The 25,443-nt window shown below is 63.6% G+C and carries 24 protein-coding genes and 1 pseudogene; 6 read left to right on the top strand and 19 right to left on the bottom strand.

What is annotated here, in order from left to right:
- Window positions 1-41: 41 nt before the first annotated feature.
- The 7 genes from mdoH to QNO18_RS09235 all read right to left on the bottom strand — a co-directional run bounded on the left by mdoH (window position 42) and on the right by QNO18_RS09235 (window position 8,399).
- Window positions 42-1,769 carry a glucans biosynthesis glucosyltransferase MdoH gene (mdoH, locus tag QNO18_RS09265; RefSeq protein WP_283177435.1) on the bottom strand — a complete coding sequence of 576 codons (1,728 nt, stop codon included), beginning with the start codon at window positions 1,767-1,769 and terminating at the stop codon, window positions 42-44.
- A 2-nt stretch (window positions 1,770-1,771) separates the two neighbouring features.
- Window positions 1,772-3,373, bottom strand: coding sequence for a glucan biosynthesis protein (locus QNO18_RS09260; RefSeq protein ID WP_283177434.1), 1,602 nt, complete (start codon window positions 3,371-3,373; stop codon window positions 1,772-1,774).
- Window positions 3,370-4,632: an OpgC domain-containing protein gene (locus QNO18_RS09255; RefSeq protein ID WP_283177433.1), complete on the bottom strand. Its 1,263-nt coding sequence runs from the start codon at window positions 4,630-4,632 to the stop codon at window positions 3,370-3,372. Before QNO18_RS09255 ends, QNO18_RS09260 begins: the two co-directional genes overlap by 4 nt.
- Window positions 4,633-4,934: 302 nt before the next feature.
- Window positions 4,935-6,368 (bottom strand): protein adenylyltransferase SelO, encoded by a 1,434-nt coding sequence (locus QNO18_RS09250; RefSeq protein WP_283177432.1) that lies wholly within the window; start codon window positions 6,366-6,368, stop codon window positions 4,935-4,937.
- A gap of 120 nt (window positions 6,369-6,488) precedes the next feature.
- Window positions 6,489-6,863, bottom strand: a complete 375-nt coding sequence (locus QNO18_RS09245) for a pore-forming ESAT-6 family protein (protein ID WP_283177431.1) — start codon at window positions 6,861-6,863, stop codon at window positions 6,489-6,491.
- Window positions 6,864-6,995: 132 nt separating this feature from the next.
- The gene (locus QNO18_RS09240) at window positions 6,996-7,910 is read right to left on the bottom strand and encodes a LysR family transcriptional regulator (protein ID WP_283177430.1); all 915 of its coding nucleotides are present in this window, start codon (window positions 7,908-7,910) and stop codon (window positions 6,996-6,998) included.
- A 249-nt stretch (window positions 7,911-8,159) separates the two neighbouring features.
- Window positions 8,160-8,399: a hypothetical protein gene (locus QNO18_RS09235; protein ID WP_283177429.1), complete on the bottom strand. Its 240-nt coding sequence runs from the start codon at window positions 8,397-8,399 to the stop codon at window positions 8,160-8,162.
- Window positions 8,400-8,686: 287 nt separating this feature from the next.
- Between QNO18_RS09235 and QNO18_RS09230 the strand changes: the two genes are divergently transcribed.
- Complete coding sequence (locus QNO18_RS09230; protein ID WP_283177428.1) at window positions 8,687-9,736, top strand: substrate-binding domain-containing protein; 1,050 nt, start codon at window positions 8,687-8,689, stop codon at window positions 9,734-9,736.
- A gap of 165 nt (window positions 9,737-9,901) precedes the next feature.
- On the opposite strand, the gene panC is transcribed toward QNO18_RS09230, so the two are convergent.
- Complete coding sequence (gene panC / locus QNO18_RS09225; protein ID WP_283177427.1) at window positions 9,902-10,741, bottom strand: pantoate--beta-alanine ligase; 840 nt, start codon at window positions 10,739-10,741, stop codon at window positions 9,902-9,904.
- Window positions 10,738-11,576: pseudogene (gene panB, locus QNO18_RS09220) on the bottom strand (3-methyl-2-oxobutanoate hydroxymethyltransferase). Before panB ends, panC begins: the two are co-directional and overlap by 4 nt.
- Before the next feature lie 216 nt (window positions 11,577-11,792).
- On the opposite strand from panB, the gene QNO18_RS09215 reads away from it, so the two are divergent.
- Window positions 11,793-12,140, top strand: a complete 348-nt coding sequence (locus QNO18_RS09215) for a cupin domain-containing protein (protein ID WP_283177426.1) — start codon at window positions 11,793-11,795, stop codon at window positions 12,138-12,140.
- A 171-nt stretch (window positions 12,141-12,311) separates the two neighbouring features.
- Here QNO18_RS09215 and QNO18_RS09210 read toward each other — a convergent pair whose 3' ends face one another.
- Window positions 12,312-13,184, bottom strand: coding sequence for a L,D-transpeptidase (locus tag QNO18_RS09210; protein ID WP_283177425.1), 873 nt, complete (start codon window positions 13,182-13,184; stop codon window positions 12,312-12,314).
- Window positions 13,185-13,501: 317 nt separating this feature from the next.
- Here QNO18_RS09210 and QNO18_RS09205 point away from each other — a divergent pair, with 317 nt between their 5' ends.
- The gene (locus QNO18_RS09205; RefSeq protein WP_283177424.1) at window positions 13,502-14,512 is read left to right on the top strand and encodes a P1 family peptidase; all 1,011 of its coding nucleotides are present in this window, start codon (window positions 13,502-13,504) and stop codon (window positions 14,510-14,512) included.
- Between the two features lie 18 nt (window positions 14,513-14,530).
- On the opposite strand, the gene QNO18_RS09200 is transcribed toward QNO18_RS09205, so the two are convergent.
- From QNO18_RS09200 to QNO18_RS09160, 9 genes are all read right to left on the bottom strand, one after another.
- Complete coding sequence (locus tag QNO18_RS09200) at window positions 14,531-14,983, bottom strand: molybdenum cofactor biosynthesis protein MoaE (protein ID WP_283177423.1); 453 nt, start codon at window positions 14,981-14,983, stop codon at window positions 14,531-14,533.
- Between the two features lie 3 nt (window positions 14,984-14,986).
- Complete coding sequence (gene moaD / locus QNO18_RS09195; RefSeq protein WP_283177422.1) at window positions 14,987-15,235, bottom strand: molybdopterin converting factor subunit 1; 249 nt, start codon at window positions 15,233-15,235, stop codon at window positions 14,987-14,989.
- A complete protein-coding gene (gene pgsA / locus QNO18_RS09190; protein ID WP_198835600.1) occupies window positions 15,232-15,897 on the bottom strand; it encodes a CDP-diacylglycerol--glycerol-3-phosphate 3-phosphatidyltransferase in 666 nt (221 codons plus the stop codon). The genes moaD and pgsA overlap by 4 nt, the downstream gene beginning before the upstream one ends.
- Window positions 15,898-16,382: 485 nt before the next feature.
- Window positions 16,383-17,117 (bottom strand): hypothetical protein, encoded by a 735-nt coding sequence (locus tag QNO18_RS09185; RefSeq protein WP_283177421.1) that lies wholly within the window; start codon window positions 17,115-17,117, stop codon window positions 16,383-16,385.
- A 193-nt stretch (window positions 17,118-17,310) separates the two neighbouring features.
- Window positions 17,311-17,640, bottom strand: coding sequence for a hypothetical protein (locus QNO18_RS09180; protein ID WP_283177420.1), 330 nt, complete (start codon window positions 17,638-17,640; stop codon window positions 17,311-17,313).
- A 228-nt stretch (window positions 17,641-17,868) separates the two neighbouring features.
- Window positions 17,869-18,378, bottom strand: a complete 510-nt coding sequence (locus QNO18_RS09175; protein ID WP_283177419.1) for a hypothetical protein — start codon at window positions 18,376-18,378, stop codon at window positions 17,869-17,871.
- Window positions 18,379-18,465: 87 nt separating this feature from the next.
- A complete protein-coding gene (uvrC, locus tag QNO18_RS09170) occupies window positions 18,466-20,319 on the bottom strand; it encodes an excinuclease ABC subunit UvrC (protein ID WP_283177418.1) in 1,854 nt (617 codons plus the stop codon).
- Between the two features lie 326 nt (window positions 20,320-20,645).
- Window positions 20,646-21,449, bottom strand: a complete 804-nt coding sequence (locus tag QNO18_RS09165; RefSeq protein WP_283178769.1) for an SDR family oxidoreductase — start codon at window positions 21,447-21,449, stop codon at window positions 20,646-20,648.
- A 162-nt stretch (window positions 21,450-21,611) separates the two neighbouring features.
- Complete coding sequence (locus tag QNO18_RS09160) at window positions 21,612-22,409, bottom strand: S49 family peptidase (RefSeq protein WP_283177417.1); 798 nt, start codon at window positions 22,407-22,409, stop codon at window positions 21,612-21,614.
- Between the two features lie 246 nt (window positions 22,410-22,655).
- On the opposite strand from QNO18_RS09160, the gene surE reads away from it, so the two are divergent.
- The 3 genes from surE (at window position 22,656) to QNO18_RS09145 (ending at window position 25,404) form a co-directional block, all read left to right on the top strand.
- Window positions 22,656-23,441 carry a 5'/3'-nucleotidase SurE gene (gene surE, locus QNO18_RS09155; RefSeq protein WP_283177416.1) on the top strand — a complete coding sequence of 262 codons (786 nt, stop codon included), beginning with the start codon at window positions 22,656-22,658 and terminating at the stop codon, window positions 23,439-23,441.
- Entirely contained in the window at window positions 23,438-24,118 is a 681-nt protein-coding gene (locus tag QNO18_RS09150; protein ID WP_283177415.1) for a protein-L-isoaspartate(D-aspartate) O-methyltransferase, read from the top strand. Before surE ends, QNO18_RS09150 begins: the two co-directional genes overlap by 4 nt.
- 155 nt (window positions 24,119-24,273) lie before the next feature.
- The gene (locus QNO18_RS09145) at window positions 24,274-25,404 is read left to right on the top strand and encodes a peptidoglycan DD-metalloendopeptidase family protein (protein ID WP_283178768.1); all 1,131 of its coding nucleotides are present in this window, start codon (window positions 24,274-24,276) and stop codon (window positions 25,402-25,404) included.
- Window positions 25,405-25,443 lie beyond the last annotated feature (39 nt).

The following is a 25,443-nucleotide window of genomic DNA, read 5'->3' as shown; positions in this document are numbered from 1 at the left end:
CAGCTCTGCCTCAGCCTGAATTCCCCTTCAGGCTGCAAGCCTCAGCGCTCCGGCACGAGCGGCACCACTGCCAGGTCCCCCGCCGGTTCCGAGACCCAGGCCGAAACCGGCACCGCCAGCAAAAGCCCGGCCGCCACCGGCAGGAACCAGACGCTCAGGATGCCAAGCGCGATCATCCCGCTCAGCAGCACCCCAAGCCCGGTCTCGCCGGCATGGAACTTCAGCAGCGCCTTCAGGGGGATCCGCCCCGACATATGCTGCGGCCAGCCGGTATCGGCCCCGGTCAGCGCCCGGAAGATGATCTTTGCATGATGCAGCATCATCACCGGTGCCGACAGCACCGCCACCACCGTCTCGATCAGCAAGAGCTTCACGAAGCCAAGCCGCCGCCCCTTCGCCACGCCCACCCGGCGCAGGTAATCCAGCACCCCAAAGGCCCGCGGCGCAAACAGCAGGAAGATCACCGTGCCTGCCAGCCAGATCTCCAGCCGGTCCGTTGTCTGCCCCGTCCGCCCCTGATCAGCCATTGCCCAGAGCACCAGCATCACCAAAAGCAGCACCGAACCGATATAGGCCATCGCGCCCGAGAGGAAATGCAGCCGCGAGACCCAGTGCAGCCCTGGCACTTTCAACAGCCGCATATGTTGCAGATTGCCCTGGCACCAGCGCGCATCCCGCTTGATATGGGCCAGCAGGTTCGACGGCGCCTCTTCATGGCTGTCAGCGGCTTCGGGGATGATCCGTACGCCCCAGCCGGCCCGGCGCAACAAAGCCGCTTCGACAAAGTCATGGCTCTGGATCACGCCCCCCATCGGGCGCGGGCCCGGAAGATGCGGCAAGCCGCAATTGGTGGCAAAAGCCTTCATCCGCACCATCGCATTATGGCCGAGGAAATTGCCGTCAGACCCTGTCCAGATCGCAAAGCCACGACCATGCGGGCCGCCGTAAACCCGGCTCGCGAAGCTCTGCATACGCTGCCAGCGGCTTTCGCCCGCGCCGGTGATCGGCAGGGTCTGCGCCAGCGCGCAGCCGGGATCGGCGACCAGCGTGTCCGCCAGCGTCAGCACCGTCTCGCGCCCCATCACCGAATCCGCATCAAGGATCAGCGCTGCATCATAGGCCGCGCCCTGACGGGTGATCCAGTCCCGCACATTCCCTTGTTTATAATCGGTATTCTTCAGCCGGTGGCGATAGGTGATCGCCAGATCCGGACGGCTCGCGGTCAGTTTCGCAACCATAGCCGCCTCGTCCAGCGCCGCCCGACCGTTGCGGGTATCCGACAGAACATGAAGCGAAAAGCGATGCGCGTGGCCCGGCGCCCGCAGGCTGTCGAGAAGCGCCACCGACGGCGCCAGCGTCGCTTCGGGATCCTCGCCATACATCGGCAAAAGGATCGCGATCCGAAGGCCGGGGGCCGCCGCATTGGCCTTGGCCGGCGCGCGCCAGAACAGGCCAAAGAAAGACGACACGACCGACATCGCCATCCAGAACACCGCAAAGCCCGACAAAGCCGCCAGCAGCAGATCGGCCGGCGTAAAGATGCCATCCGCCGCCAGCACCGTGCCGGTCATATAGCCAAAGCCGATCGCAAAGGGCGGCGGCACCAGCAGCACGGCGGCGCGGGCCAGCCGCGAATGGCTGCGGATCGGCCCGCCTGCCCGCGCGGCCGGGTCATGCGCGGGCCGGTCGAGCAGCTGGTCAGGCATCGACAGAGGCGCCGGCAGCGTGACCGGGCGGAAGCCATATTGCGGACGAAAGGCACGAGACATGTTCAGGCCACCCAACGATAAAGCCAGACTTCACCAACCATGGTCACGCCACCGCGCCACAGCTCTACCCGCAGCTCCACCGGTCGGTCCTCCGGCAGGATCAGCGTCACATCGACCCGCATTCCACCGGTCGCATCATTCCTGTGGATCAGCGTGCCGGTCACGTCTCCGGCCGAGGCCGTGACCCGCGCCTCCAGCGCGCCCGGATCAGAGCCGAGCGCCGGATGCGCCTCATAATCAATCGCGAACATACGGCCCGCCTCAAAGACCCGGTCTCCCTGACGGGACGCAATCACGCGGGCCTTTTCACCATCGACCGGCGGCGCGCCATCGGCCCAGTAAAGGCGATAGGCGAAGCGGTTTTCCGATCCGGCCTCCATCGGCGCCTCGGGGCGCCAGAAGGCGACGATATTGTCATAGATTTCCTTATCCGCCGGGATCTCGACCAGCACCACCGAGCCCTTGCCCCAGTCGCCTTTGGGTTCGACCCACAAGGAGGGACGGCGCTCATAATGCGCGGCAAAGTCGTTATAACTGCCCGGATCGCGCGCGCGCTGCATCAGGCCAAACCCGCGCGGGTTCTCATCGCTGAACCAGGATGTTTCGACCGATTTCGGGTTGTTGAGCGGGCGCCACAGCAGATCGCCCGAGCCGGTCGCGACCAGCAAACCGTCGCTGTCATGCACGCCTTCGCGGAAATCATCAAAGGCGATCCGGTTCATATCATTGAACAGGAACATCGACGTCCCCGCCGCCAGACCCGTCGCCGTCAGCGTGACGCGCGGGAAAACGACGGCTTCGATATCCATCGTGGTCACATCGCCCTTGCGGATCGCGAAACGGTAAGCTCCGGTCAAAGACGGGCTGTCCATCAGCGCCCAGACCACCGCCTCTTCGTCATGCAGCTTGCCCTCTTCGATCCAGAAGCGGCGGAACTGCGGAAATTCTTCGGGTTGATCCGGCGCTGCGGTGTTCAGCGCGAAACCGCGTGCCGAAAGCCCGTATTGCTGACCTTTGGCCACCGCGCGGAAATAGGTCGCGCCCTGAAAGACGGCATATTCCTGGAAGGTGCCCCTGGTCTCGATCTCGCCCGTCAGGCGGAAACCCGAAAAACCGGTGCCGGTCTCGGGCAGTTCGGGGAAACGGTCGGTGCGGACAAAGAGATCGTAATCGAACAGGATCGCGCGCGCCTCGCCCCGGGCGACGGCGAAAATCTCGACCGGGAAATGCTGATAGAGGCCCGCCACGAACATTTCGGCCCGGACCGGGCTTTCGGTCGCACCGTAAAGCGCATGTTTGCCATCGAACCAGATCTCACGGATCTGGTCATAGGTCAGGCCCTTCCATTCCGGCGAAATCTCGGTCGGGGGCGCATAGGGCTGTTCGGCCATGGCGCGGGCCAGCGCCTCGACCATGCCATCGGCAAAGGGCTCGGCCGCGCCGAGTTTCACGCCTTCAGGGGTGACGATCCCGCCCTCAGGCAGCTCTTCGGCCCGCCCTGCCCGCGGCAAGACGCCGGCCGCCGCCATGGCCAGCACGAGGCCAAGCGCGCCGCGCCGGTTCAGCGCGGCCGAGGTGAGGAAATCGGAAACGGTCCTGGTCATGCCTTGGCTCCCTGGGACGGCACAACGCTGCCGGTCTCATGTATGTGTGGCGCCTGGGCTGGCACCGGATCCGGTGCTGCGCCAGCGCTCATATGACGTCTCCAGCCCTGCCCCTTGAACCAGGCGGCGATACGCGCCGTCAGCCAGATCAGCAGAAGGCCGGTCAAATTGATGGCCGGGGTCACGATCACGCCCGGTCCGAAAAGCTTGAGGAAGGCGCCCAGCACCCGCGCCAGCACCATCGACACGGCAAAAACCGCCAGCGATTGCCGCCCGATATCGGTGACCATGCCAACAACGCGCGGCCAGTCGGCGGAGAGACCGCGCAGCCTTGCGCCCTTTTCGCCCGCCAGCGCCCAGGCGAGATAGGCCAGCGCAAGGAAATGCACATAGCGCAGCAGGCCAAAGCCGGTCTTGTCGTAAAGCAGGCGCCATTCATTGCGCCAGTCCTGCAGGATCGTCGATTTGCCGATCACCACATGCCAGGCGAAGGGCACGGTCAGGATCACGATGGCCAGCGCCAGGACCACCAGCTCACGCCGCAGGGGGGGCGCCGGGATCCAGCCCGACATCAGTGCAAAGCCGGTAAAAAAGACCAGCTGCCAGGCGAAGGGGTTGAAGAACCAGGGCCGGGTCGAATTGTTCACGAACCACCATTCCGCCGGCAGCCAGAGGCTGCCTGTGGTGCCGCAAAGCCAAAGCACGACCGAGGCCGCCAGCGCGAGGCGCGGATCGATCTTGGCCAGCGCGATCATCACCGGAACCAGGGCCAGCAGCACCATATACATCGGCAGAATGTCGAAATAATTCGGCACATAGGTCAGCGTCATCAGCCCGAAGAAGTTCGACGCGGTGTTTTTCAGGAAGGGATAGAGGTTCAGCGAACCGACCTCGTCGCGAGGGAAGATCCCCGACATATTCAGGGACAGCATCGCGAAAACGGCGACAAGGAAGACGCCGATATGCACCCAATAGACCTGCCAGATGCGGTAAAAGATGCGCCCTGTACCGATCAGCCAGCCGGCGCGGTGAAAAATCACGCCATAAGCCAGCGCCGAAGCCATGCCCGAGCAGAACACGAAGATCTCGGTGGAATCCGAGAATCCGAACCGGCCCGGCATCCAGAGGGTCCAGGGGTTATCGGTAATATGGGCGATGAGGATGACGATCATCGCGAGGCCGCGGAAAAAATCCAGCCTTATGTCGCGTTCACGCCGCTCACCGCCTTCGGCTCTGGCGGTCACTGGTTTGTCGCTCACGTCTCGCCTCTGCACCCTGTGCTGGCTGGCGGGCCTTGCGGGTCAGGACGTCCTGACTGCCGGTTCCCGTCTTGCTGGGCGATCCTTCTGCCACAGGGTGCGAATCGAGCATTTCGCACCTGCAGCATTGGGATCATCGGGCGATTCGATACTGCTGTGACACATTTCCTTCAACTGATAAGTGTTTGAAAACACCCGTTCGTGCGGGAAACCACGACCCCGGGGCACGTCTTTGTGCAGCTTTCCGCCGATGGGGCGGTTGCTGCCTCTGCAAAAAAGATGTGATGGAACCGTTTCCCGGGTCAGGTGCCGCAAAAAGTCACATATCGCCCAAACCCCTGCGGCGCGGGCAGCATGTAATATTCCGCCTCTTCCCACGGATTCTGCACCGCAGCCAGCAGCGCCCGGAAGGGCGCAAGGTCGCCCTCCGTTGCAGCCGCGAGCGCCTCTTCGACCCGGTGATTGCGCGGGATCACCGCCGGATTGGCGGCCCGCAGCTGCGCCGCCGCGTCGGGCGAAAGCCGCGCCTGCCAGCGTGGCAGCCAGGCCTCCATCTTCGTGAAATCCTCGAACAGCGCTTTCAGCGGCACCGGATCGCCCTCAACCAGGGGTGCAAGGCGGCGGAAGGTCAGGGTCCAGTCCGCTCCGGTCATCGCCGCCAGCAGATCGTCGATCAGCGCGCCATCCGCGTCATCCGCGTCATCCTCGCCCGAAAGCGCCAGTTTGCGCCGCATCACCCGCAGCCATTCGCGCCGGTAAAGCCCCGCGATCCCTTCAAGCCGGGTGTTCAGCAGCTCTGCCCCCGCCGCCTCATCCTCCGCGATCAGCGGAAGCAGGCATTCCGCCAGCCGCGCGAGATTCCAGGCAAGGATCAGCGGTTGGTTGGCCCAGGCATAGCGCCCCTGGCGGTCGATCGAGGAAAACACCGTTCCCGGGGTAAAGGCCTCCATGAACGCACAGGGGCCATAGTCGATGGTCTCGCCCGAGATCGCCATATTGTCGGTATTCATCACGCCATGGATGAAACCAAGCCCCATCCATTCGGCAATCAGCGCGGCCTGGCGGGCGCAAACCTGATCGAAGAACGCAAGGTAACGCTCTGGCGAGGCGGGGATTTCCGGATAATGGCGGCGGATCGCGTAATCGGCGAGCGCGCGCAGCCTCTCGTTGTCACCACGCGCGGCGAAATACTGGAAAGTGCCGACCCTTATATGGCTCGCGGCCACCCGCGCCAGAACCGCGCCGGGCAAGAGCGCGCCATCGCGCGCGATGCGCTCGCCCGTCGTTGTTACCGCCAGCGCCCTGGTCGTTGGCACGCCAAGCGCCGCCATCGCTTCGGAGATCAGATATTCGCGCAGCATTGGCCCAAGGGCTGCCTTGCCATCCGCACCACGCGAAAACGGTGTGCGGCCCGAGCCTTTCAGCTGCAAATCCCAAAGCCGCCCGTCCGGCCCCCGGATCTCACCCAGAAGATGCGCCCGTCCGTCGCCCAGAGCCGGGGAAAAGCCGCCAAACTGATGCCCGGCATAGGCCAGCGCCGCAGGATCCGCGCCTTCCGGCACCGTGCCCCCCGAAAACCATGCCGCGCCCTCGTCCCGCAACTCAGTCAGATCCAGACCCAGGGCCTCTGCCAGTGTTTCATTCAGCACGATCAGGGCAGGCGACGGCGCCACATCCGGCATATGACGCAGGAATGTGCCCGGAAGCTCGGTCAGATAGCTGTGGTGAAGCTGCATCGCACGGTCCCCTTAAAATCCAATACAAAAGATAGGGGTTTGGCGGGCAATGAAAAAGGCCCCCTGAGGGGGCCTTTGACACGCCGGGACCGCGTCACGATCCCTGACCAGCCGGGGCGATCAGCCGCCCATCTGGGCCGAAGCCGCAACGACAGCATCCGCCATCTGCTTGCACATATCGGCAATGCTGCTGCCCTGGGCTTCCGCCGCGGCCAGATCCTGCTCGACGCCGCCGACCGAGAGCTTGCCCTCTTTGCCTTTGGCATAGGCTTCGTCGCCTTTGGTAGCATCGGTCGCTGCCGGCAGCAGCGCCATCATCTTGGTCTGAGCCTCGACGGCCGCGCCATCGGTGTGACCCTCGGTCTGGCAGTATTCCAGCAAACCAAGCTGATTGCGCGCCGCAGCCACGGCGTCATCCATCGTTTGCGCCATCAGCGGCGCGGCAAAAAGAGAAGCCACCAGAGCAGCCGAAGACAGAACCAGAGACTTACGCATATCAAACTCCACAATTGGGATCATTGCTGCGGCACAAAACAGGGCCGCCACGCAAAGAGCAAGTTCTCATCGCGCGGCGCCCGCAGCAAGGCAAGAACCTGCTGAAATTCAAGATGAAACGGCGGGATTTCGCTACTTGACCAATTCCGGAGAGACGACCCGACGGGTGTGGAAATCGCTTTGACCAAGGAAATCGACAAAGGCCCGGAGCGCCGCCCCCATATTGCGCGAGCTGGGCCAGATCACACTCACCGGCAGTTCCGGCAGGCCGTAATTCGTCAGGATCGGCACCAGCCGCCCCGCCGCCAGATCCGCCGCAACCTGAAAGCCGACCGTCAGCGCGACCCCCTGCCCGTCCAGCGCCGCCGTGCGGATCATATCGCCGTTATTGGTCGAGAATGCCGGCGTCACCTTCTGATGGATCACCTCATTGCCGCGACGGAACGGCCAGGTGCCGGCACTTTTCGTATTGGTGTAATAGAGAATACGATGTTCGCTCAGATCGGCCGGCTCTGTCGGCGTGCCATGTTCGGCAAGATAATCCGGCGAGGCGACCAGCACCGTATCGACCTCGCACAGATGCCGGGCCCGCATGCTGCTGTCATCCAGCACCCCCACCCGGATGGTGGCATCAAACCCCGCCGCAACCGGATCAACACAGCCATCATCAAGCGAGAGATCCAGCCGCACATCGGGATAGGCTTCCATAAAGCGCATCACATGCGGGTTCAGAACCTGGAGCGTGAACGTGACCGGCGCCCCGATCCGCAGCTTCCCCGCCACCATACCGACGCCCTGACGGACGGAATCATCTGCGTCATCCAGATGTTGCAGGATCTCGCGTACCTGTTCGAAATAAGAACGCCCCAGCTCCGTCGGGCTCAGCGAGCGGGTCGACCGGGTCAGGAGCTGCGCTCCAAGCCGCGCCTCAAGATCCGAGACATATTTGCTGACAAGGCTGCGCGAGACCCCCATCCGCCTGGCAGCCCCCGCAAAGCTGCCCTCTTCGATAATATGAACATAAGTGCGCAGAACTGCCGTATCCATAACACGTACCCGGTTTCCGGTGATTTATACGTGCAGGACTTAGGCATGCGAAGGTCTTCCGACAACCGGAGACCACGCGGCGCATCTGTGCGGCAGAGCGCGAATTTCACATCAATGTTACTGTTAAATGACAGCAGAACATGCGCGGCACAGATACCGGCCCTTTGCCGCCTTCCTGTTTAAAAAAGGGACAGCCGCTGATGCAGCTGCCCCTTTTGCCATCCGGCCGCCTTGCGCCCGGATCCTGGTTCAGCCACGGCCTTTGCTGGTGTCGCGCGGGCCAGCCGGGATTTTGGTCACTTCAACCGGGGTCGAGCGTTCCAGACCAAGCTGATGCAGCTCTTTGCTGGATTTGATCTGGGCTGCCGGCACTTCGACGATTTCCGGAGCAGCGCGGGTGATTTTCGGAGCCGGCAGAGCGGCCAGAGCGAACTGGCTCGAAGCAGCGATGAGGGCGGCAGCGGTGGCGATGGTAGCGAAGCGTTTCATTTTATTGTCCTTTCGGGTTTTTCGTGACGCTGTTCTGCGTCGGATGAGAGGGATATAGACCTGCGTATCCGCTAACATCAGGCCCGCTTTCTCGACATCTGTGTTCATATATGCTGATCAATGCCGCAGCGCAGAAGCTGTCCTGGCACTGCGCGCCCACGAGATCTGCGGGCCGCGAGACCGAAATCGTCATGACCCTGTTACACAAATGCAGGATTGCCGTTACCGAACCCGCATATTCCGGCAGGCGAAGGCCGACTCGCCGGTCTGCACATCAGGAGTGATCCATGAACACCGTGAAACTCGCCGTCTCCGCTCTTGCGATGGCTGCTGCGGCCTCGGCCGCCTCTGCGCGCGACCAGATCCAGCTGTCGGGCTCGTCCACCGTTCTGCCCTATGCCACCATCGTCGCCGAAGCTTTCGGTGAGAATTTCGACCACCCGACCCCGGTTGTGGAAGGTGGCGGTTCGGGCGGCGGGCGCAAGAAACTCTGCGAAGGCGTTGGCGAAAACACCATCGACATCGCGAATTCGTCCTCGCGCATTTCGCAATCGGATATCGACCTCTGCGCCAAAAACGGCGTGGCCGAGATCCTCGAAGTCCGCATCGGCTATGACGGCATCGTCTTCGCTTCGGCCGTGGATGGCCCGGAATTCGCTTTTGAACCGGCTGACTGGTACAATGCGCTCGCCGCTCAGGTCGTCAAAGACGGCGCTCTGGTTGCCAACCCGAACAAGGCCTGGGCCGATGTGAAGGCCGATTTCCCGGCGCAAAACATCCTCGCCATGATCCCGGGCACCAAGCACGGCACCCGCGAAGTGTTCGACGTGAAGGTTCTGGAAGTCGGCTGCAAGGCCACCGGCGCCTATGACCTGTTCTTCGCCGCGGCCGAAGGCGACGACGATGCGAAGAAAAAAGCCGCAGTTTCGGGCTGCCACGCCCTGCGTACCGATGGCGTTTCGGTCGATATCGACGGCGACTATACCGAGACCCTCGCCCGCATCGACGCCGACAAGAACGCCATCGGCGTCTTCGGCCTGAGCTTCTACCAGAACAACACCGACAAACTGCGCGTTGCCACCATCGACGGTATCGTGCCTTCGGTGGAAACCATCGCGGCCGGCGAATACCCGATCTCGCGCCCGCTCTATATCTACGTCAAGAAAGCCCATTTCGGCGTGGTGCCTGGCCTGAAGGATTTCGTCCAGTTCTTCGTCTCGGATGAAGTGGCTGGCCCGGATGGCCCGCTCGCCGCTTACGGCCTCGTCTCGGATCCGGAACTGGCCGCAACCCAGGCTATGGTCGAGGCAGAAACCCCGATGGGCCCGCTGAACTGATCCCTGCCGGGACTGGTGACTTCACGAAAAACGAAAGGCGTCCGGAAGATATCCGGGCGCCTTTTTCTTTCTGACGGTGCAAGGCGGCGCGGCCGCCCCCCGGGACTGTGCGGATCAGAAGGAAGCCGACAGGTCCTCCTGGCTGCTATCCTCCACCCGGAAGGGTCAGACCGGGATATTGTCGATCAGGCGCACGCCGTCGAGCCAGGCGGCGGCAAGCATCCGGCGCGGGCGCTTCGGGTCATCCGAGGGCATCAGCGTGCCGGCATCGCGCAATTCGATATATTCCACCCGCTCGAACCCGGCATTGCGCATGGTTTCCGCCGCCTCGCGGATCGCCATACGGTCGCTCTGGCCGTCACGGATCTCATCGGCGGCGCGGCTGATCGCGGCGTATAGAACCGGCGCGATGTTGCGGCCCGCCCCGGTCAGCTGGCGGTTGCGCGAGGACATGGCGAGACCATCCGCTTCGCGCACCGTCTCGCAGCCGACGATCTGCACCGGCAGGTTGAGATCAGCCACCAGCCGCGTCACCACCTGTAACTGCTGCCAGTCCTTCTGGCCGAAATAGCCGCGCTGCGCCTCGGTCATACCAAGAAGCTTGGTCACCACCGTCGCGACCCCGTCGAAATGGCCCGGGCGCATGCGTCCCTCAAGCGGTTCTGACACGCCACCGACCGAGACCGTGGTGATAAAGCCATCTGGATAGACCTCATCGACATCCGGCGCGAAGACCACATCCACCGGCACCGATTTCAAAAGCGCCGCATCGGAGTCCAGCGTGCGGGGATAGCGGCTCAGATCGTCAGGATTATTGAACTGGCGCGGGTTGACGAAGATCGTGGTGATCACGCGCTCGCATTCCAGCCGCGCCCGCCGCGCAAGCGAAAGATGTCCCTCATGCAAAGCGCCCATCGTTGGCACCACGCCGGTCATATCGCCAGCCGCCCGCCAGGCCCGCACACGTTGGCGCAGCTCGGCCACAGTATGAATGATTTCAGTCATTTGGAAGTCTTTGGTCCTGGCATAGTGTCAGCAAAGGAATGATCAGGGCCAGGGAAGGCGCGTGCGCGCACCTCGGCGGCATAGGTCGCGATGGCCTGATCCGCAGCCTCGCCCAGATTGCCATAGCGCTTGACGAATTTCGGGCGGAATTCGGTAAAGAGCCCCAGCATATCATCGACCACCAGAACCTGGCCGTCACAATCGACACCCGCGCCGATCCCGATGGTCGGGATCGCAAGTGCCCCGGTGATCCGCGCCGCGAGCCCAGCGGGCACCTTTTCCAGCACCACCGAATAGGCACCCGCCGCCTCGGTTGCCCGGGCATCGGCCATAACTTTCTCAGCCTCACCGTCACGCCCGACGACCTTATAGCCGCCCAGCGTATTCACCGATTGCGGCGTCAGCCCGATATGCGCCATCACCGGCACGCCGCGCGCGGTCAGGAACGCAATTGTTTCCGCCATATGCGCGCCGCCTTCAAGCTTGACCGAGGTCGCGCCGGTCTCGGCCATCAGCCGGCCGGCATTGCGAAAGGCCTGAGCCGGGCTTTCCTCATAAGACCCGAAGGGCATGTCGATCACCACCATGGCCTTTGATGCGCCCCGGACCACGGCGCGGCCATGCAGGATCATCATCTCCATCGTCACGCCGATGGTCGAGGGCAGTCCGTGGATCACCATGCCAAGGCTGTCACCCACCAGGATCACATCGCAATGCGGATCGACCAGCCGCGCGACCGGTGTCGTATAGGCGGTGAGGGTGACGATCGGCGCCCCCCTTTCATGGCCCTGATATCGGGCGGCAGAACCGCCCTGGCGGAGGAAGTGGCGCTCATGGGCGGTGCAGGTCCCGGGCTTCGTTAACAGATTGCGCGGCATAAGGGCATAGCGCTGCAACTTGTGCAAGAATTAAGCGCCGCAGTGCAGCACCTGGGCTTTCGCCCCTCCGTCGCCCCCTCTTGACGGCGCTGCGCCTCCCGGCGCCAATGGGCCAAACCGGTTTGCGCCAGGGCTTACGCCCCGTGCAGCCCCTTTCAGCCACGGAGCAATTGATGACCCATCCCCTGATCCTGCGCGTCACCCGTGACGGCATCACGCCCGAAACCGACCGCCCTTCGGCCGAAAAGGTGATCGCGGGCGATCCGGTCCATACGACCTGGAGCCTTGAGGAAAAGGAGGGGCTTTATTCCGGCCTCTGGCAGGCGACCAAAGGCAAGTGGAAGGTCTCTTATGACGAATGGGAATATGTCTATATCCATGAGGGCCATTCGGTGGTGACCGACCAGAATGGCGCTGAAACTCATCTGAAAGCGGGCGACAGTTTCATCATCCGCCCCGGTTATGCCGGCACCTGGGAGGTGATCGAAACCACGCTGAAAGACTATGTGATCGTCGCCTGAACATCGCCTGAGGCCCCGGGAATACCCCGGACAATGCCCCGGTCAATGCCCATATATCAGGGGCGGTGATCTGGACTTTGACCGCGAATATGACAGCCGCAAACGGTCCTCCACATGAAAAAACCGCGCCAGGATCTGGCGCGGTTTTCATCTGTTCAGGTTTGGGCGGGTTCAGCCCGCAGCGGCTGTATCGGCCTCTGGCAGCGGGCAATCCTCGGCCGCGATCTTCTTGCGCTTGCATTGTTTCAGGCGCTTTGCCTCGGCCTTTTCAGCCGCGGCGCGGGCAGCTGCCTCGGCTTTCACGATGGCCGCCTCATCTGCCGCCTTCTTCGCGATATTCGCCTCGGTCTCCGGCACGGCACGGCCAAAGGCGTCATCCATATAGGGACCCTCAAGCGCGACACTCTCGGCTTCGCTGCGGACCTTCACATGGGTGCCATTGCCGGCGCGGGTGTAGAGATCCATCACATCCTGGTTGTAAAGACGGATGCAGCCCGCGCTGGTCGCCAGCCCGACCGATGCATTGTCGATGGTGCCATGGATGCGGAACATGGTGTCACGGCCGCCGCGATAAAGGTAAAGCGCGCGCGAGCCCAGCGGGTTTTCAAGGCCACCCGGCAGACCACCGGCATATTCCGCGTAAAGATCGGGGCGGGTGCGGATCATATTGGCGGTCGGCGTCCAGGACGGCCATTCCGCCTTGCGCCCGATATAGCCATTGCCACGGAACGAGGTGCCCTCGCGGCCCACCGCGATGGCATAGCGTACTGCGCGCCCGTCAGGCATCACCCAATAGAGCTTGCGCGAATAGACATCGACCACGATGGAGCCGGGCGCGTCATCGCCGTTATAGGCGACCTCGGCGCGGCGATGGTCCTCCATCAGATATTTCGGCGCCACCGCCGGAATATGAATGGCGCCGTCATCGACGGCCTCATAGCCGGCGACCACGCCCGGCGTCTCTTCGATTTGCGGTTTCGCGCCACAGGCAGCAAGGGCGGAAAGGGCAAGCACGGCAACAAGGCGGGGCAGTGTGAAAATCACGAAGATCATCCCGGTGTGGTGAAAACGACTCAGGACGGCCCCCGCCGTCCCGCATAGAGTCCATGCGCCACGCCCTCCGCGCCACGTCAAGTCCCGAAGGGCCGCGCGCGTCGATTCAGGTGCCAGAGCAGCCAATGCACAGGTTAAGTGTTGCGACTGAGGCAACAAATCAGCCATCCCCCCGCAGCGGGCTTTGCCCGGGCCGGACCATGCGGCGCGGGCGCAAGTACGGGTGCAGGCACTGGATCAATGACAGAAATGCGGGCAGTCTGCGCCTTGAACAGGGTCGAGCAGAAGATGCGGAAGGGATGCGGCGGATGCGGCCAGGACCAGGCAATCTGATCACCGATGTCGCAGGGTTTCGGGTCGGCAATGCCTCGGATCCGGTCCTGCGATCAGGCGTCACCGTCCTGACGGCGGACCGCCCCTTCACGGCGGCGGTACATGTCATGGGCGGCGCCCCGGGCAGCCGCGAGACCGATCTTCTCGCGCCCGACCGGCTGGTGAACGGGGTGGACGCGCTTGTGCTGTCCGGCGGATCAGCCTTTGGTCTTGACGCCTGTTCCGGCGTGATGGCGGGGCTGCGCGCGATGGGCCGTGGCTATGCGGTGGGCGATCAGCGGGTGCCGATCGTGCCTGGTGCCATCCTCTTCGACCTGCTGAATGGCGGTGACAAGTCCTGGCCCGAAGCGGCCGTGACCAGCCCCTACCCCGCCCTTGGCCGCGCCGCGCTGGAGGCGGCGGCCGCAGATTTCGGCCTCGGAAGCGTCGGTGCCGGCACCGGCGCAATGACCGGCACGCTGAAGGGCGGGCTTGGCTCGGCCTCGGCGGTGCTGCCCTCGGGGATCACGGTCGGGGCCCTGGTCGCGGTCAATGCGCTTGGTCAGGTGACGGCGGGTAACGGCCCCTGGTTTCTCGCCGCCCCGTTCGAAGAGGGCGCCGAATTCGGCGGCCTCGGCCCCGCACCGGCGCTGCCCGCACCCGCCGCTCCCCTGCCGATGAAGCGGATGGGCGAGGCCACCACCATCGCGATTGTCGCCACAGACGCCGTATTGACCAAAGCCGAGGCGCATCGGGTCGCGGTTGCGGCACATGATGGCATGGCGCGGGCGATCTGCCCCTCGCACACGCTGCTCGACGGAGATCTGGTCTTTGCAGCCGCGAGTGGCGCACGGGCTTTGCAGGACCCGCTGACCGATCTGTTCCAGATCGGCCATGCGGCGGCGGTCTGCCTGTCGCGCGCCATTGCCCGGGCGGTCTGGCTCGCCAGCCCGCAGCGCGGCGATCTGCAACCCTGCTGGTCTGAACGGTTTGGTCGGAAGGGCTAGCCGGTCAGGACAGGAGATTCAGCCCCAGCGGCCCAGCGCATCCTCATCGCTGTCTTTGGCGGCAACCCATTCGGCGCCCCCGGCGGTGAAGGCCTTTTTCCAGAACGGCGCCCGCGATTTGAGATAATCCATCAGGAACTCTGCCGCCTCGAAGGCCTCACGACGATGCCGGGCGGCAGTGGCAACCATCATGATCGCCTCGCCCGGAACCAGTCGCCCGAAACGGTGGATCACCAGCGTCGCGGTCAGCGACCAGCGGCGCGCGGCCTCTTCGGCAATGGCCTGGATCGCGACGGCGGTCATCGCAGGATAATGTTCAATTTCAAGCGCTTCGAGTATGCCGCCCTCATCGCGTACAAGGCCGGAAAAGCTGACAACCGCGCCAGCCGGAGCGGCGGCAGAGGTAAAGCGGTTCAGCTCTGCCCCCTGGTCAAACGCCTCCGCCTCCACCCGGATCTGTGGCGCGGTCACGGCTCAGCCCCCGGTCATTGGCGGGAAGAAAGCCACTTCCCGCACGCCTGCAAGCGGGGCGTCAAAATCCGCCAGTTCATGATCAAGCGCCACCCGCAGGCTGGTCAGATCGGCGAAGGCCAGAGCGTAGGCCTCGTCGCGCAGCGCGAGCTCCTGCACGAGATCGGCAACCGTTGCCGCCCCGGTCTCGACCCTCTCGCGTGGCAGACCGATCCTTTCGCGCAGCCAGGCGAAATAGAGGATCTCGATCATGGATCATCCCGCAGATATGGTCTTGATTTCGCAAAATACTCCCAGCCGGTGAAGGCGGTGAGGATGGCCGCGATCCAGATCAGCACAAGGCCGATGGAATTGGCATAAGAAGCGCAGTTTTGTGTGACGCAGGCCCGGATCGGATCGGCCGTGCCGGCGCGGACCGCATCGACATATTGCTCGACCGTCATGCCACGCGCCGCAATCCCGTTGACGTAATCGAGCCCGGTCCCAAGAAAAAGCGCTGCAATCGCAACCATTTGCGCGGTGGTTTTCCATTTGGCGAGCTGTGTCACGCGCAGCGTGCCGGCTTTAGCCCCGATAAACTCGCGAAGCCCCGAGACAAAGACCTCACGGAAGAGGATCACGGTGGCGGGCAGGATCAGCCAGGGGTTCATGCCGTTATAGCCTGTAAGAACCATGATCGCGATCACCACCATTGCCTTGTCGGCAATCGGATCCAGCATGGCCCCGAATTTGGATTCCTGTTTCCACAAGCGCGCAAGATAGCCGTCGAAATAGTCGGTCACCGCCGCGCCGATGAAAAGCGCAAGCGCCAGCCAGTCGGCCCATGGCCTGTGAAAATACAGAAACAACACAGCTACGCCGGGAGCCGCGAGCAGCCGCATGAAAGTGAGGGTATTTGGGATCGTCCAGCGCATGCCGCCATTCGTAGCCGAGGCTTCGGCCTCTGGAAAGGGGGACAAAGGATTTGACAAAGACCTGGCCCGACAGGGTGACCTTTATACCGCTGTCGACCACTCGTTATCGCAGGCAGGCCAGATCTCTTTGCCCGGCTCGCCGGTCAGAAAGAGAAGAAACGCGTCACGTTCTTTTCCGGTTGCAGGCCGAAGCAGCGTTCTGATCAGGGTGAACCTGCGACAGCTGAAATCCGCCCGCGGGTTCTTGACTGCACATATCGGTTGCCTCCTGTTGCCGGAAGGCACCAGTCCCGGTTTGGTGCCCGTGATTGCCAGGGTCACCTGCTGCAAAGGCCCAGCCCTCTCACAGCCTCCCCTTTTCGGCGCGGGCGGCGTCTGGCGCGGCCCGCTGCCAGACAGGTGATACTGATGTCGTCGGTAGCCCCGCTTTTCAGAAGACCTTTCCTGCTGCCGGGAAACGGACAGGTATCCGCTACCCATTTCAGTCAGCTCGCAGCCAGGGCCTTGCTGCGGTCAGGCGCACGCAGCAGGGTCAGTGCCTGATCAATCGCGGCAGAACGATCCATCAATGCCTTCAGGCTTTCCGAGACCGACGCCTGCACCTCGTCAATGCGGTCAATTGTGGCGGTCAGCGCGGTCTGGCTGTTCTGGGTCTTGCGGCTTTCCACGCGGGCCAGAATGCGGATCGTATCAAGGCCCAGGATCATCCGCCTGAGATCCATGCTGGCCTCATTGAGAATCCCCGCCAGCTTGCCGGCCTCTTTCAGGGAAACCTGAGCCGAGCTGCGGGAATCGCGGATCACCCCTTCCAGAACCTTGCCTTCGACCCGTCGCTCCTCGCCGTCTTTTTCGCGTTCAACCCTTTCGCCAGTATTGTAGATCTCGACCAGCTCGCCCTGGAGCCGCGACGTGCCGGCGAGGATCAGGCTTCGGCGCACGGCGCTGGCCATCTGGCCACAAAGATTGCCCTTGCCAGATACGAATTCCGCAAGCCGGCGCGAGATCTCTTCCGAGGAATTCTTGTAATTCACCGAAATCTGGCTGATCGGCCCGCCCTGGGGTTCCAGCCTGGCCGCAACCAGTCGCATATTCACCGGCAGCAGCACCAGATCGGAAAACTGCGACACCAGCCGCGCCTGTTCCGATAGTGTTTCGACAAGCAGGTTCAGGAGCGAGGCCAGCGTCTCGGTGCTGCGATCCACCGACCGTTTCAGCTGCATATCCCGCGACCGGATTTCTGTCGCGAGCGCCTGGGCCGCAAAGGCATCATAGCTCGGGAACCCCAGCTCTGCGAGCCGCGCCAGCAGGATCTGCGACGAGGCTTCGGGGTCAGTCCCTCGCTTTGTTCGCGCTCGCGCAAACCGGCATATTCCGACCGGATCTTTTCAAAAATCGGGCTTGAGGGGCGCAACCTTACCGAAAAGAACCCCCCTTCGCAGGGCATTGCCGCCGCGAGGACCCAGTAATAGCCGCCATCCGCTTTGCGGTTTTTACATAGCCGACCGCAGGCTCGCCCGCTTTCAGCATTTGCCAGAACAGGTAGAAGAACCCTTTCGGCATATCGGGGTGGCGGATAACCCGGTGCGGTGCCCCGATCAGATCGGACCAGGGGATCCCTGCCATGCGTCGGAACACGGAATTCCCCGACCGGATCAGCCCGCGCGGACAGGTGCGCGAATAGATCAGTTCGGAAAAGGCGAATTCAGCCTCACAATTATCGGTCAGCTCGGTCGGGCGGGTCACATCGGCACCTGTCGATCAGAATCACCCCATAGTGCCGCCAGAGGTTTAAGGACTCCTTTCCAGCCGCCTCAGCCGTTTTCGCCCTCGCGCCGACCCGGTCCGATCCCCATGCCCCCCATGCCACCGCCGCCCATACCGCCGCCACCGCCACCAGAGCCGCCGCCATCCCCGCCACGCCCCCGGATTTTCCCGCCGCAGCGCCGCCCCGCGTCGGCCCCTGGGACGGGATCACCACATCCCCCGGCACCGGCTCCAGATCCAGCGCCACGCGGATATAGGCGCGCAGTGAGACGACCAGCTCCGCCGTCGGCACCGGCCGCCCGCCGCCATATCGGCCGCGGCTGCGGCCGCAAGCCGCACCTGCTCCTCTGTCCCGAGCAGGATGATATCCGACAGCGCCGCCTCGACCGCATCGCGCACCACCCGCGTCCGCTCCAGCCGGCTGGCCGAAGAGGTGATCACCTCTGCCTCGGCGCCCTCGGCTTCCAGCCGGGCCCGCAGGTCACGCAAATGGGTCGGATCGACCGTCAGCGTGCCCGTGAATGATCCGCCCAGCACCTTGTAAGCCGCGATCAGCACTTTCAGCCGCTCATTGATCTGACGGTTCATCCGTTGCTGACGCTGTTGAATCGTCAGCATCATAACAATGCGGATCCCCACACCGATCAGCGTCACCAGCAGCAAACTGGCAACCGTCGCCAGCAATGTCTGCCATGAGGTGAAATCCAGAAACCGCATATTGCCCCCCGCCTGAAGCTCCGCTCATTTTCTGTCGATAGATATCCCGCGGGGGTCCGGGGGTACGAAACCCCTGGCGACAGGCCCCTACTCGCGATGGAAGAAATTATAGACTGTTTCGGCCATCGCTTCGGAAATCCCCTCGACCGCCATCAGGTCCGGCAAGGCCGCCCGACTGACCGCCCTGGCCGAGCCGAAATGCGCCAGCAAGGCGCGTTTCCTCGCCGCCCCAACGCCCGGGATCTCATCGAGCGGCGTTGCGCTGACCACTTTCGCGCGTTTCGCCCGATGCGCGCCATTGGCCCAGCGATGCGCCTCATCGCGCAGACGCTGGATGAAATAGAGCACCGGATCATTGCGTTGCAGCGCGAAGGGACGCTGGCCCTTGCGGTGGAATTCTTCCTTGCCGTGGTCGCGGTCAATGCCCTTCGCGACCCCGATCACCTGCATATCCTCGATCCCCAGATCGGCAAGGATCTCTTCGACCGCCGAAATCTGCCCCGCGCCGCCGTCGATCAGCAGGAGATCCGGCCAGGCATCGGATTGCCGGTCCGGATCTTCGCGCACCAGCCGTTCAAACCGCCGCGTCATCACCTCGCGCATCATGCCGAAATCGTCACCGGCCGCACCGGCCGCGCCCTTGATATTGAACTTGCGATATTGCGATTTCAGAAAGCCCTCCGGCCCCGCCACCACCATGCCGCCGATCGGATGCGCGCCCTGGATATGGGCGTTGTCATAGATCTCAATACGGTCAGGCGGGCCTTCCAGCCCGAAGGCCTCGGCCAGCCCGTCAAGCAACCGCCGTTGCGTCGCCGATTCCGACATCCGCCGCGCAAGGCTTTCACGGGCATTCCTCGCGGCATTCTCGACCAGCTCGGCCTTTTCGCCCCGCTGCGGCACCGCAAGCTCGACCTTATGGCCGGCGCGCTCGCTCAGTGCCGCGCTGACCAGATCGGGGTCTTCCGGCGCATGTGACAGCAACACGAGGCGCGGCGGTTCCTTATTGTCGTAAAACTGCGTCAGGAAGGCCTCGATGATCTCGGCCTCCTCCGCGCCCGAGCCGGTTTTCGGGTAGAAATCCTGATTGCCCCAGGACTGATTCGCGCGGATGAAAAACACCTGCACACAGGCCTGGCCATGATCGAGATGCAGCGCCACGATATCCGCCTCGGAAACCGTGCGCGGGTTGATCCCCTGCGAAGTCTGCACCGCCGTCAGCGCCTGGATCCGGTCGCGCAAAGCCGCCGCACGTTCGAATTCCAGCTGATCCGAGGCCTTTTGCATCTGCCCCGCAAGCTCGGCCTGGATGGTCGAGGATTTCCCCGACAAAAACCGCCCGGCATCCTGGACCAGCGCGTCATATTCCGCCTCTGACACCTTCCCCACGCAAGGAGCCGCACAGCGTTTGATCTGATATTGCAGGCAGGGCCGCGTCCGGCTGGCGAACACGCTGTCGGTGCAATTGCGCAGCAGGAACACCTTCTGCAACTGGTTTAGCGTCCGGTTCACTGCGCCGGCGCTCGCAAACGGCCCGAAATAGCTGCCCTTTTCCTTCCGCGCGCCGCGATGCTTTTTCAGCTGCGGGAAATCATGCGCGCCGCCGATCAGGATATAGGGGAAGGACTTGTCGTCCCGCATCAGCACATTGTAGCGCGGCTTCAGCTGCTTGATCAGGTTCTGTTCCAAAAGCAGCGCCTCGACCTCGGTGCGGGTCGTCAGGAACATCATCGACTGCGTCTCGGAGATCATCCGCTGGATACGGTTCGAATTGCCGGTCGGGCGCGCATAATTCGACACCCGCGCCTTCAGATTGCGCGCCTTGCCGACATAAAGCACCTCGGAGGCGGCATTGAGCATCCGGTACACCCCCGGGCTGCCGTCAAGCAGCCGCAGATAGTCCTGGATCACCTCATATCCGCTGCGTGTCGCTGTGCTCATGGCCTGCCCCGTGGCGCATCCGCTGACATTTCCGTTCCCGGCAAAAGACAAATGCAGAAGGTCACGATTCTGCCTCCGCGCTGCAATGAACCAGAGCCAGGAGCAAGAGGGAAGAAGTCCACCGTTTCTGTGGATAAGTATGAGGAGAAACTTTCCGGAAGCCGGAATTTTCCTTGTTTTCGGCAGGCCTCACCGATTTGCCTAATTTTTGTGCATTTTCATAAGGCATTGAAAAACAGCAGAATATTTTCTCACTCACGACAAGGCGTTGAGAAATCAGGCCTTTTCGTAACAGGCTTGTGAAGCAAGGGGCGAAAGTGGACAAGTTAACGCCCCTGCCCCGGCCGGAACGCGCCCGCCCCCCGGGCGCCGAGGTGCTGACCGGCATCAACCGCGATCATCTGGCCGGTCACGGCGGGGCTCTCTGTCAGGTAGCCAAGCGCGGAAGTGATGTCATCCAGACCGACACCGCGCTGCAAAACCGTGCCGCGGCGTTCCGCGCCATAATCGGCCTCGGACTGGCTCTCCGCGATCAAAGTCGGCCCCGGCCCGATGGCATTGACGCGGATATCGGGCGCAAGCTCCTGCGCCGCCGTTTGCGTCAGCGCCCAGAGGCCCATTTTGGCAATCGTATAGGTCGAGAAATCCGGCCCCGGTGCCAGCACCCGCTGGTCAATCATATTGACCACCATCCCCCGCGCCAGCCGCTCGCCAGCCGCATCGGTCAGCGCAGGCGGGCATTGGCAGGCAAAGCCCTGGATCAGCAGATAGGGCGCGCGCAGGTTCGATCCGATATGGCGATCCCAGCTTTCGCGTGTTGCTGTGCGGATCGTGTCCGCCTCGAAAATCGAGGCATTGTTCACCAGAAGCGTCAGCGGCCCAAGTTCTGCCACTGCCGCAGGTATCAGTGCCTCACAGGCGGCCTCATCCAGCAGATCGGCCTTTAAGGCCACCGCGCGCCGGCCAAGCGCGGTGATCTCTGCCGCCACCTCTGCCGCCGCCGCCCCGGAGCGCTGGTAATGCACCGCCACATCCCAGCCGCGACCGGCCAGATAGAGCGCCATCGCGCGGCCAAGCCTGCGCCCGGCCCCGGTGACCAGCGCCGTCTTCACTTTTTCCCCTTGCGGCAGTCACAGGGCGAGCGCCCCAGCAATGGCCGGCCACACTGCCCGCATTTTCCGGCCTTTGCCGGGCGCCCGCGCAGCATCCGCGCATCGGGGAACAGGATCTTGCCGATCATCCCGACTAGAGCCATGGCGCAGAGAAAAATGAGGATGATTTTCCACACCATGTCAGAGCCCGTAACGTGCAAACATCGCGCGCTCCTCTGCGGCAGCCAGCGCCGCCTCGCCAAGGTTGAGGCCGAAACGGCTGAGCAGCCCGCGTTTGCGGGTGGTCACCGGCAGCAGGCGGACCTTGTCGCCGTAGATCTCGCGCAGCTTCGGTTTCAGATGCGCGACGCCATCGACAAGGCCCAGATCCACCGCCTGCTGGCCCAGCCAAATATCGGCGTTGAAGAGATCGGCCCCGGCATCCAGCCTGGCCCCGCGCCGGGCCTTTACATGGGCGATGAAGTTTTCATGCAGCGGCGTCAGCAGCGCGCGGATGCGGGCGACATCCTCCTCGCTCTGCGGCCGGAACGGGTCGGCAAAACTTTTCGACGTGCCAGCCGTATGGACGCGGCGCTCGATCCCGTGGCGGGCAATCAGATCGGTCAGACCAAAGCCCGCCATGATCACCCCGATCGAGCCGATGATCGAGCTTGCATCGACCCAGATATCGTCGGCAGCCGTCGCCAGCCAATAGCCGCCCGAGGCTGCCACATCCTCGACAAAGGCATGGACGGGGATCTTCTTGTCTTCGGCCAGCCGGCGGATCCGCGCCGCGATCAGGCTTGATTGCACCGGCGAGCCGCCGGGCGAATTGATCGCCAGTGCCACAGCCGCAGGCCTGCCGCGCGAAAAGGCGCGCTCGATCGCCAGAGCAAGGCCCGCATCATTGAGCGCCCGCCCTCCCTGGCCGATCTGGCCCTCAAGACGGATCACCGGAACCAGCGGCGGTTTTTTCAGAAAGGGGATGAATTTGCGCATGGCCCAGAGCTAAGGCCTCTGCCCTCTCGCGGCAAGTCCCCCACCGCCGTCACGCAGCTTTGCGACATCAGACGCGGCGGGTTCAGCGCGGCAGGCTTAACGCGACAGGGCTCCGCCTTGCCGCAATCTGCGGTATTGGCACCGGGCATATACACATCATTCAGGGCGGCAGACGGGTCTTTCGGGGCCACATAGCTTGTAGCAAAGCCCCGATGCGGCTAATCAGAAGTCCAGCCAGAGGATATCATGCGCATTCTGATCACCAATGATGACGGCATCAACGCCCAGGGGCTTGAAGTGCTGTACGAGATCGCCACCGAGATCGCCGGACCGGGCGGAGAAGTCTGGACCGTCGCCCCCGCTTTCGAGCAATCCGGCGTCGGCCATTGCATCAGCTACAACAAGCCCATGGCCATCGCGAAACTCGGCCATCGCCGCTATGCGGCCGAAGGCAGCCCCGCCGATTGCGTGCTGGCGGCGATCTATGATGTGCTTCAGGGCGCCAGGCCCGATCTGGTGCTGTCGGGCGTGAACCGCGGCAATAACTCGGCCGAGAATGTGCTTTATTCCGGCACCATCGGCGCCGCGATGGAAGGCGCGCTGCAAGGCATCCCCGCCATCGCCCTGTCGCAATATATGGGGCCCGAGACTGAGGGTCTTCCCGACCAGTTCGAAAGCGCGCGGGTCCATGGCGCCGGGGTGATCCGCCGCCTGCTGGAAAATGGCATCTGGACCGAAGATGATTACCGCATCTTTTACAATGTGAATTTCCCGCCGCTGCCGGCGGCGGAGACCAAACCCTTGCGCGTGGCCGCCCAGGGCTTCCGCCGCGACACGGCTTTCTCGGCCGAAGGTCAGGTCTCGCCCAATGGGCGCCGGTTCCTCTGGATCAAAGGCGGGCCGCAACACAGCCCCACTCTTCCCGGGACCGATGCCGAGGTGAACCTTGCCGGTCATATCTCGGTCACGCCGTTGCGCGCCGATCTGACCGCCCATGACCTGCTCGCCGATCTGGCGGCGCGCCTCGGATGAGCGCATGGCAGCCGGAGGATACGGAAGATGAGGCCTCCGGCAGCCATGCCGAACGAAAAATGCGTTTTCTTTTTGCCTTGCGCTCGCATGGGGTGACCGACAGCCGCGTGCTCTCGGCCATGGAAAAAGTCGATCGCGGCCGCTTTGTGAAAGGCGTCTTTGCCGCGCGCGCCTATGATGACATGCCGCTGCCAATCTCTTGCGGCCAGACGATCTCGCAGCCCTCGATTGTGGGGCTGATGACCCAGGCGCTTCAGGTCGGGCCGCGCGATACCGTGCTCGAGATCGGCACCGGCTCGGGCTACCAGGCGGCGATCCTGTCCTCGCTGGCGCGAAGGGTCTATACGGTCGACCGCTGGCGGCGCCTCTCGCGCGAAGCGCAGGATATTTTCGCAGCGATGGGCCTGACCAATGTGACGGCGCTGGCGCGGGATGGCTCTTTCGGCCTGCCCGATCAGGCACCGTTCGACCGCATCCTCGTGACCGCCGCCGCCGAAGACCCGCCGGGACCGTTGCTCGCGCAGCTGAAACCGGGTGGCATCATGGTGCTGCCGGTCGGGCAATCCGATACGGTGCAACAGCTGATCCGGGTGAAACGGCTGCCGAACGGCTTCGACTACGAGGAACTTCGCCCGGTGCGGTTTGTCCCTCTGGTCGAAGGGCTCGGGAATGAGTAGAATCAGCTGAAACAGGCAGAACCGGGGGCAAATCCCGGAAGAATGAGGCGAAAAGGCAAAAGGCGGAGCAGATGACCCAGATTTCCCATGATCCCGTGAGGCGCAGCGTTTTGCCAGGCGAAGGCAAGGGACGGACGCGGCTGGGGCTGGTTCTCATGTCCTGTGCCACGATGGCGCTGACGGGCTGCGTGAACAACAATAATTTCGACTGGGATCTGCGCGGCGGCCCCGGCGGCACTTCGGAAGAGGCGCGCCAGGCGACAGCTTCGCGCCCGGTCCCCGATGGCAATGGCGTGCTGTCCTACCCTGGCTATCAGATGGCACAGGCGCGGCGCGGCGAAACGGTCGCCACCATGTCCTCACGGCTGGGGCTGAGTGCAACCGATGTGGCGCGCACCAACTCGCTGCAGATCAACGACCCGCTGCGCGAGGGCGAGCTTTTGCTGCTCCCCGGCCGGGTCGCCGCGGCGCCGCAGCCGATGGTCGCAACTGCCCCGGTCGATATCACCGCAGGCGCAACGGCGGCGCTTGACCGGGTGGAAAGCTCGGCCCTGCCGCCTCCGGCCAGCACGAAACCGGTGGCCGTGAGCACGCCAGGCGGCGGCAAGGAACCGACCCGCCACACGGTGAAACGCGGCGAAACCGCCTTCATCATCGCGCGCGCCTATAATGTTTCGGCGAAGTCGCTGGCGGAATGGAACGGGCTGGGATCGGATATGGCGATCCGCGAGGGTCAGACGCTGATCATCCCGGTCGCCACCGGCGCCGCCCCGAACCCCGAGCCGAAACCTTCGGCTCCGGGCTCCGGCAGCGCGACCCCGGTGCCGCCCTCGGCCTCAAAACCCCTGCCCGATGAGAAGACGACGCCAACCGGCACGAAACCCGCAGGCACCCCATCGTCTCCCGATATGGGGGCAAGCCGCACCGGCGCTTCGGCCTCGCGCATGACGATGCCGGCCTCGGGCAGCATCGTCAAAGGCTATGACCGAAAGTCGAACCAGGGCATCAATATCGGCGCGGCGGCGGGCTCTGCCGTCAAGGCCGCAGATGGCGGCACGGTGGCCGCGATCACCCGCGATACTGAACAGGTGCAGATCGTGGTGATCCGGCATTCGAACGGGCTGATGACGGTCTATGCCGGCGTCGACCAGCTGAAGGTTAAGAAGGGCGACTCTGTCAGCCGCGGACAGCAGATCGGTGTGGTGCGTTCGGGCAACCCGTCCTTCCTGCATTTCGAGGTCCGCAAGGGCGTCGACAGCCTGGATCCGATGCCCTATCTCCAGTGACACCTGCGGAAGGGGGCGCTGCCCCCGTCTGCTGACGCA

It is taken from the genome of Gemmobacter sp. 24YEA27 (assembly GCF_030052995.1).
In the GTDB taxonomy this organism is placed as follows: domain Bacteria; phylum Pseudomonadota; class Alphaproteobacteria; order Rhodobacterales; family Rhodobacteraceae; genus Pseudogemmobacter.
This window is presented reverse-complemented; position numbering and strand designations above follow the sequence as displayed.

What these genes read in the sequence shown, in the direction of transcription:
- mdoH (WP_283177435.1), bottom strand. Translation starts at nt 1,769, where the DNA reads ATGTCTCGTGCCTTTCGTCCGCAATATGGCTTCCGCCCGGTCACGCTG.
- QNO18_RS09260 (WP_283177434.1), bottom strand. Translation starts at nt 3,373, where the DNA reads ATGACCAGGACCGTTTCCGATTTCCTCACCTCGGCCGCGCTGAACCGG.
- QNO18_RS09250 (WP_283177432.1), bottom strand. Translation starts at nt 6,368, where the DNA reads ATGCAGCTTCACCACAGCTATCTGACCGAGCTTCCGGGCACATTCCTG.
- QNO18_RS09245 (WP_283177431.1), bottom strand. Translation starts at nt 6,863, where the DNA reads ATGCGTAAGTCTCTGGTTCTGTCTTCGGCTGCTCTGGTGGCTTCTCTT.
- QNO18_RS09240 (WP_283177430.1), bottom strand. Translation starts at nt 7,910, where the DNA reads ATGGATACGGCAGTTCTGCGCACTTATGTTCATATTATCGAAGAGGGC.
- QNO18_RS09235 (WP_283177429.1), bottom strand. Translation starts at nt 8,399, where the DNA reads ATGAAACGCTTCGCTACCATCGCCACCGCTGCCGCCCTCATCGCTGCT.
- QNO18_RS09230 (WP_283177428.1), top strand. Translation starts at nt 8,687, where the DNA reads ATGAACACCGTGAAACTCGCCGTCTCCGCTCTTGCGATGGCTGCTGCG.
- panC (WP_283177427.1), bottom strand. Translation starts at nt 10,741, where the DNA reads ATGACTGAAATCATTCATACTGTGGCCGAGCTGCGCCAACGTGTGCGG.
- QNO18_RS09215 (WP_283177426.1), top strand. Translation starts at nt 11,793, where the DNA reads ATGACCCATCCCCTGATCCTGCGCGTCACCCGTGACGGCATCACGCCC.
- QNO18_RS09205 (WP_283177424.1), top strand. Translation starts at nt 13,502, where the DNA reads ATGCGGCCAGGACCAGGCAATCTGATCACCGATGTCGCAGGGTTTCGG.
- moaD (WP_283177422.1), bottom strand. Translation starts at nt 15,235, where the DNA reads ATGATCGAGATCCTCTATTTCGCCTGGCTGCGCGAAAGGATCGGTCTG.
- pgsA (WP_198835600.1), bottom strand. Translation starts at nt 15,897, where the DNA reads ATGCGCTGGACGATCCCAAATACCCTCACTTTCATGCGGCTGCTCGCG.
- QNO18_RS09185 (WP_283177421.1), bottom strand. Translation starts at nt 17,117, where the DNA reads ATGCAGCTGAAACGGTCGGTGGATCGCAGCACCGAGACGCTGGCCTCG.
- QNO18_RS09175 (WP_283177419.1), bottom strand. Translation starts at nt 18,378, where the DNA reads ATGCGGTTTCTGGATTTCACCTCATGGCAGACATTGCTGGCGACGGTT.
- uvrC (WP_283177418.1), bottom strand. Translation starts at nt 20,319, where the DNA reads ATGAGCACAGCGACACGCAGCGGATATGAGGTGATCCAGGACTATCTG.
- QNO18_RS09160 (WP_283177417.1), bottom strand. Translation starts at nt 22,409, where the DNA reads ATGCGCAAATTCATCCCCTTTCTGAAAAAACCGCCGCTGGTTCCGGTG.
- surE (WP_283177416.1), top strand. Translation starts at nt 22,656, where the DNA reads ATGCGCATTCTGATCACCAATGATGACGGCATCAACGCCCAGGGGCTT.
- QNO18_RS09150 (WP_283177415.1), top strand. Translation starts at nt 23,438, where the DNA reads ATGAGCGCATGGCAGCCGGAGGATACGGAAGATGAGGCCTCCGGCAGC.
- QNO18_RS09145 (WP_283178768.1), top strand. Translation starts at nt 24,274, where the DNA reads ATGTCCTGTGCCACGATGGCGCTGACGGGCTGCGTGAACAACAATAAT.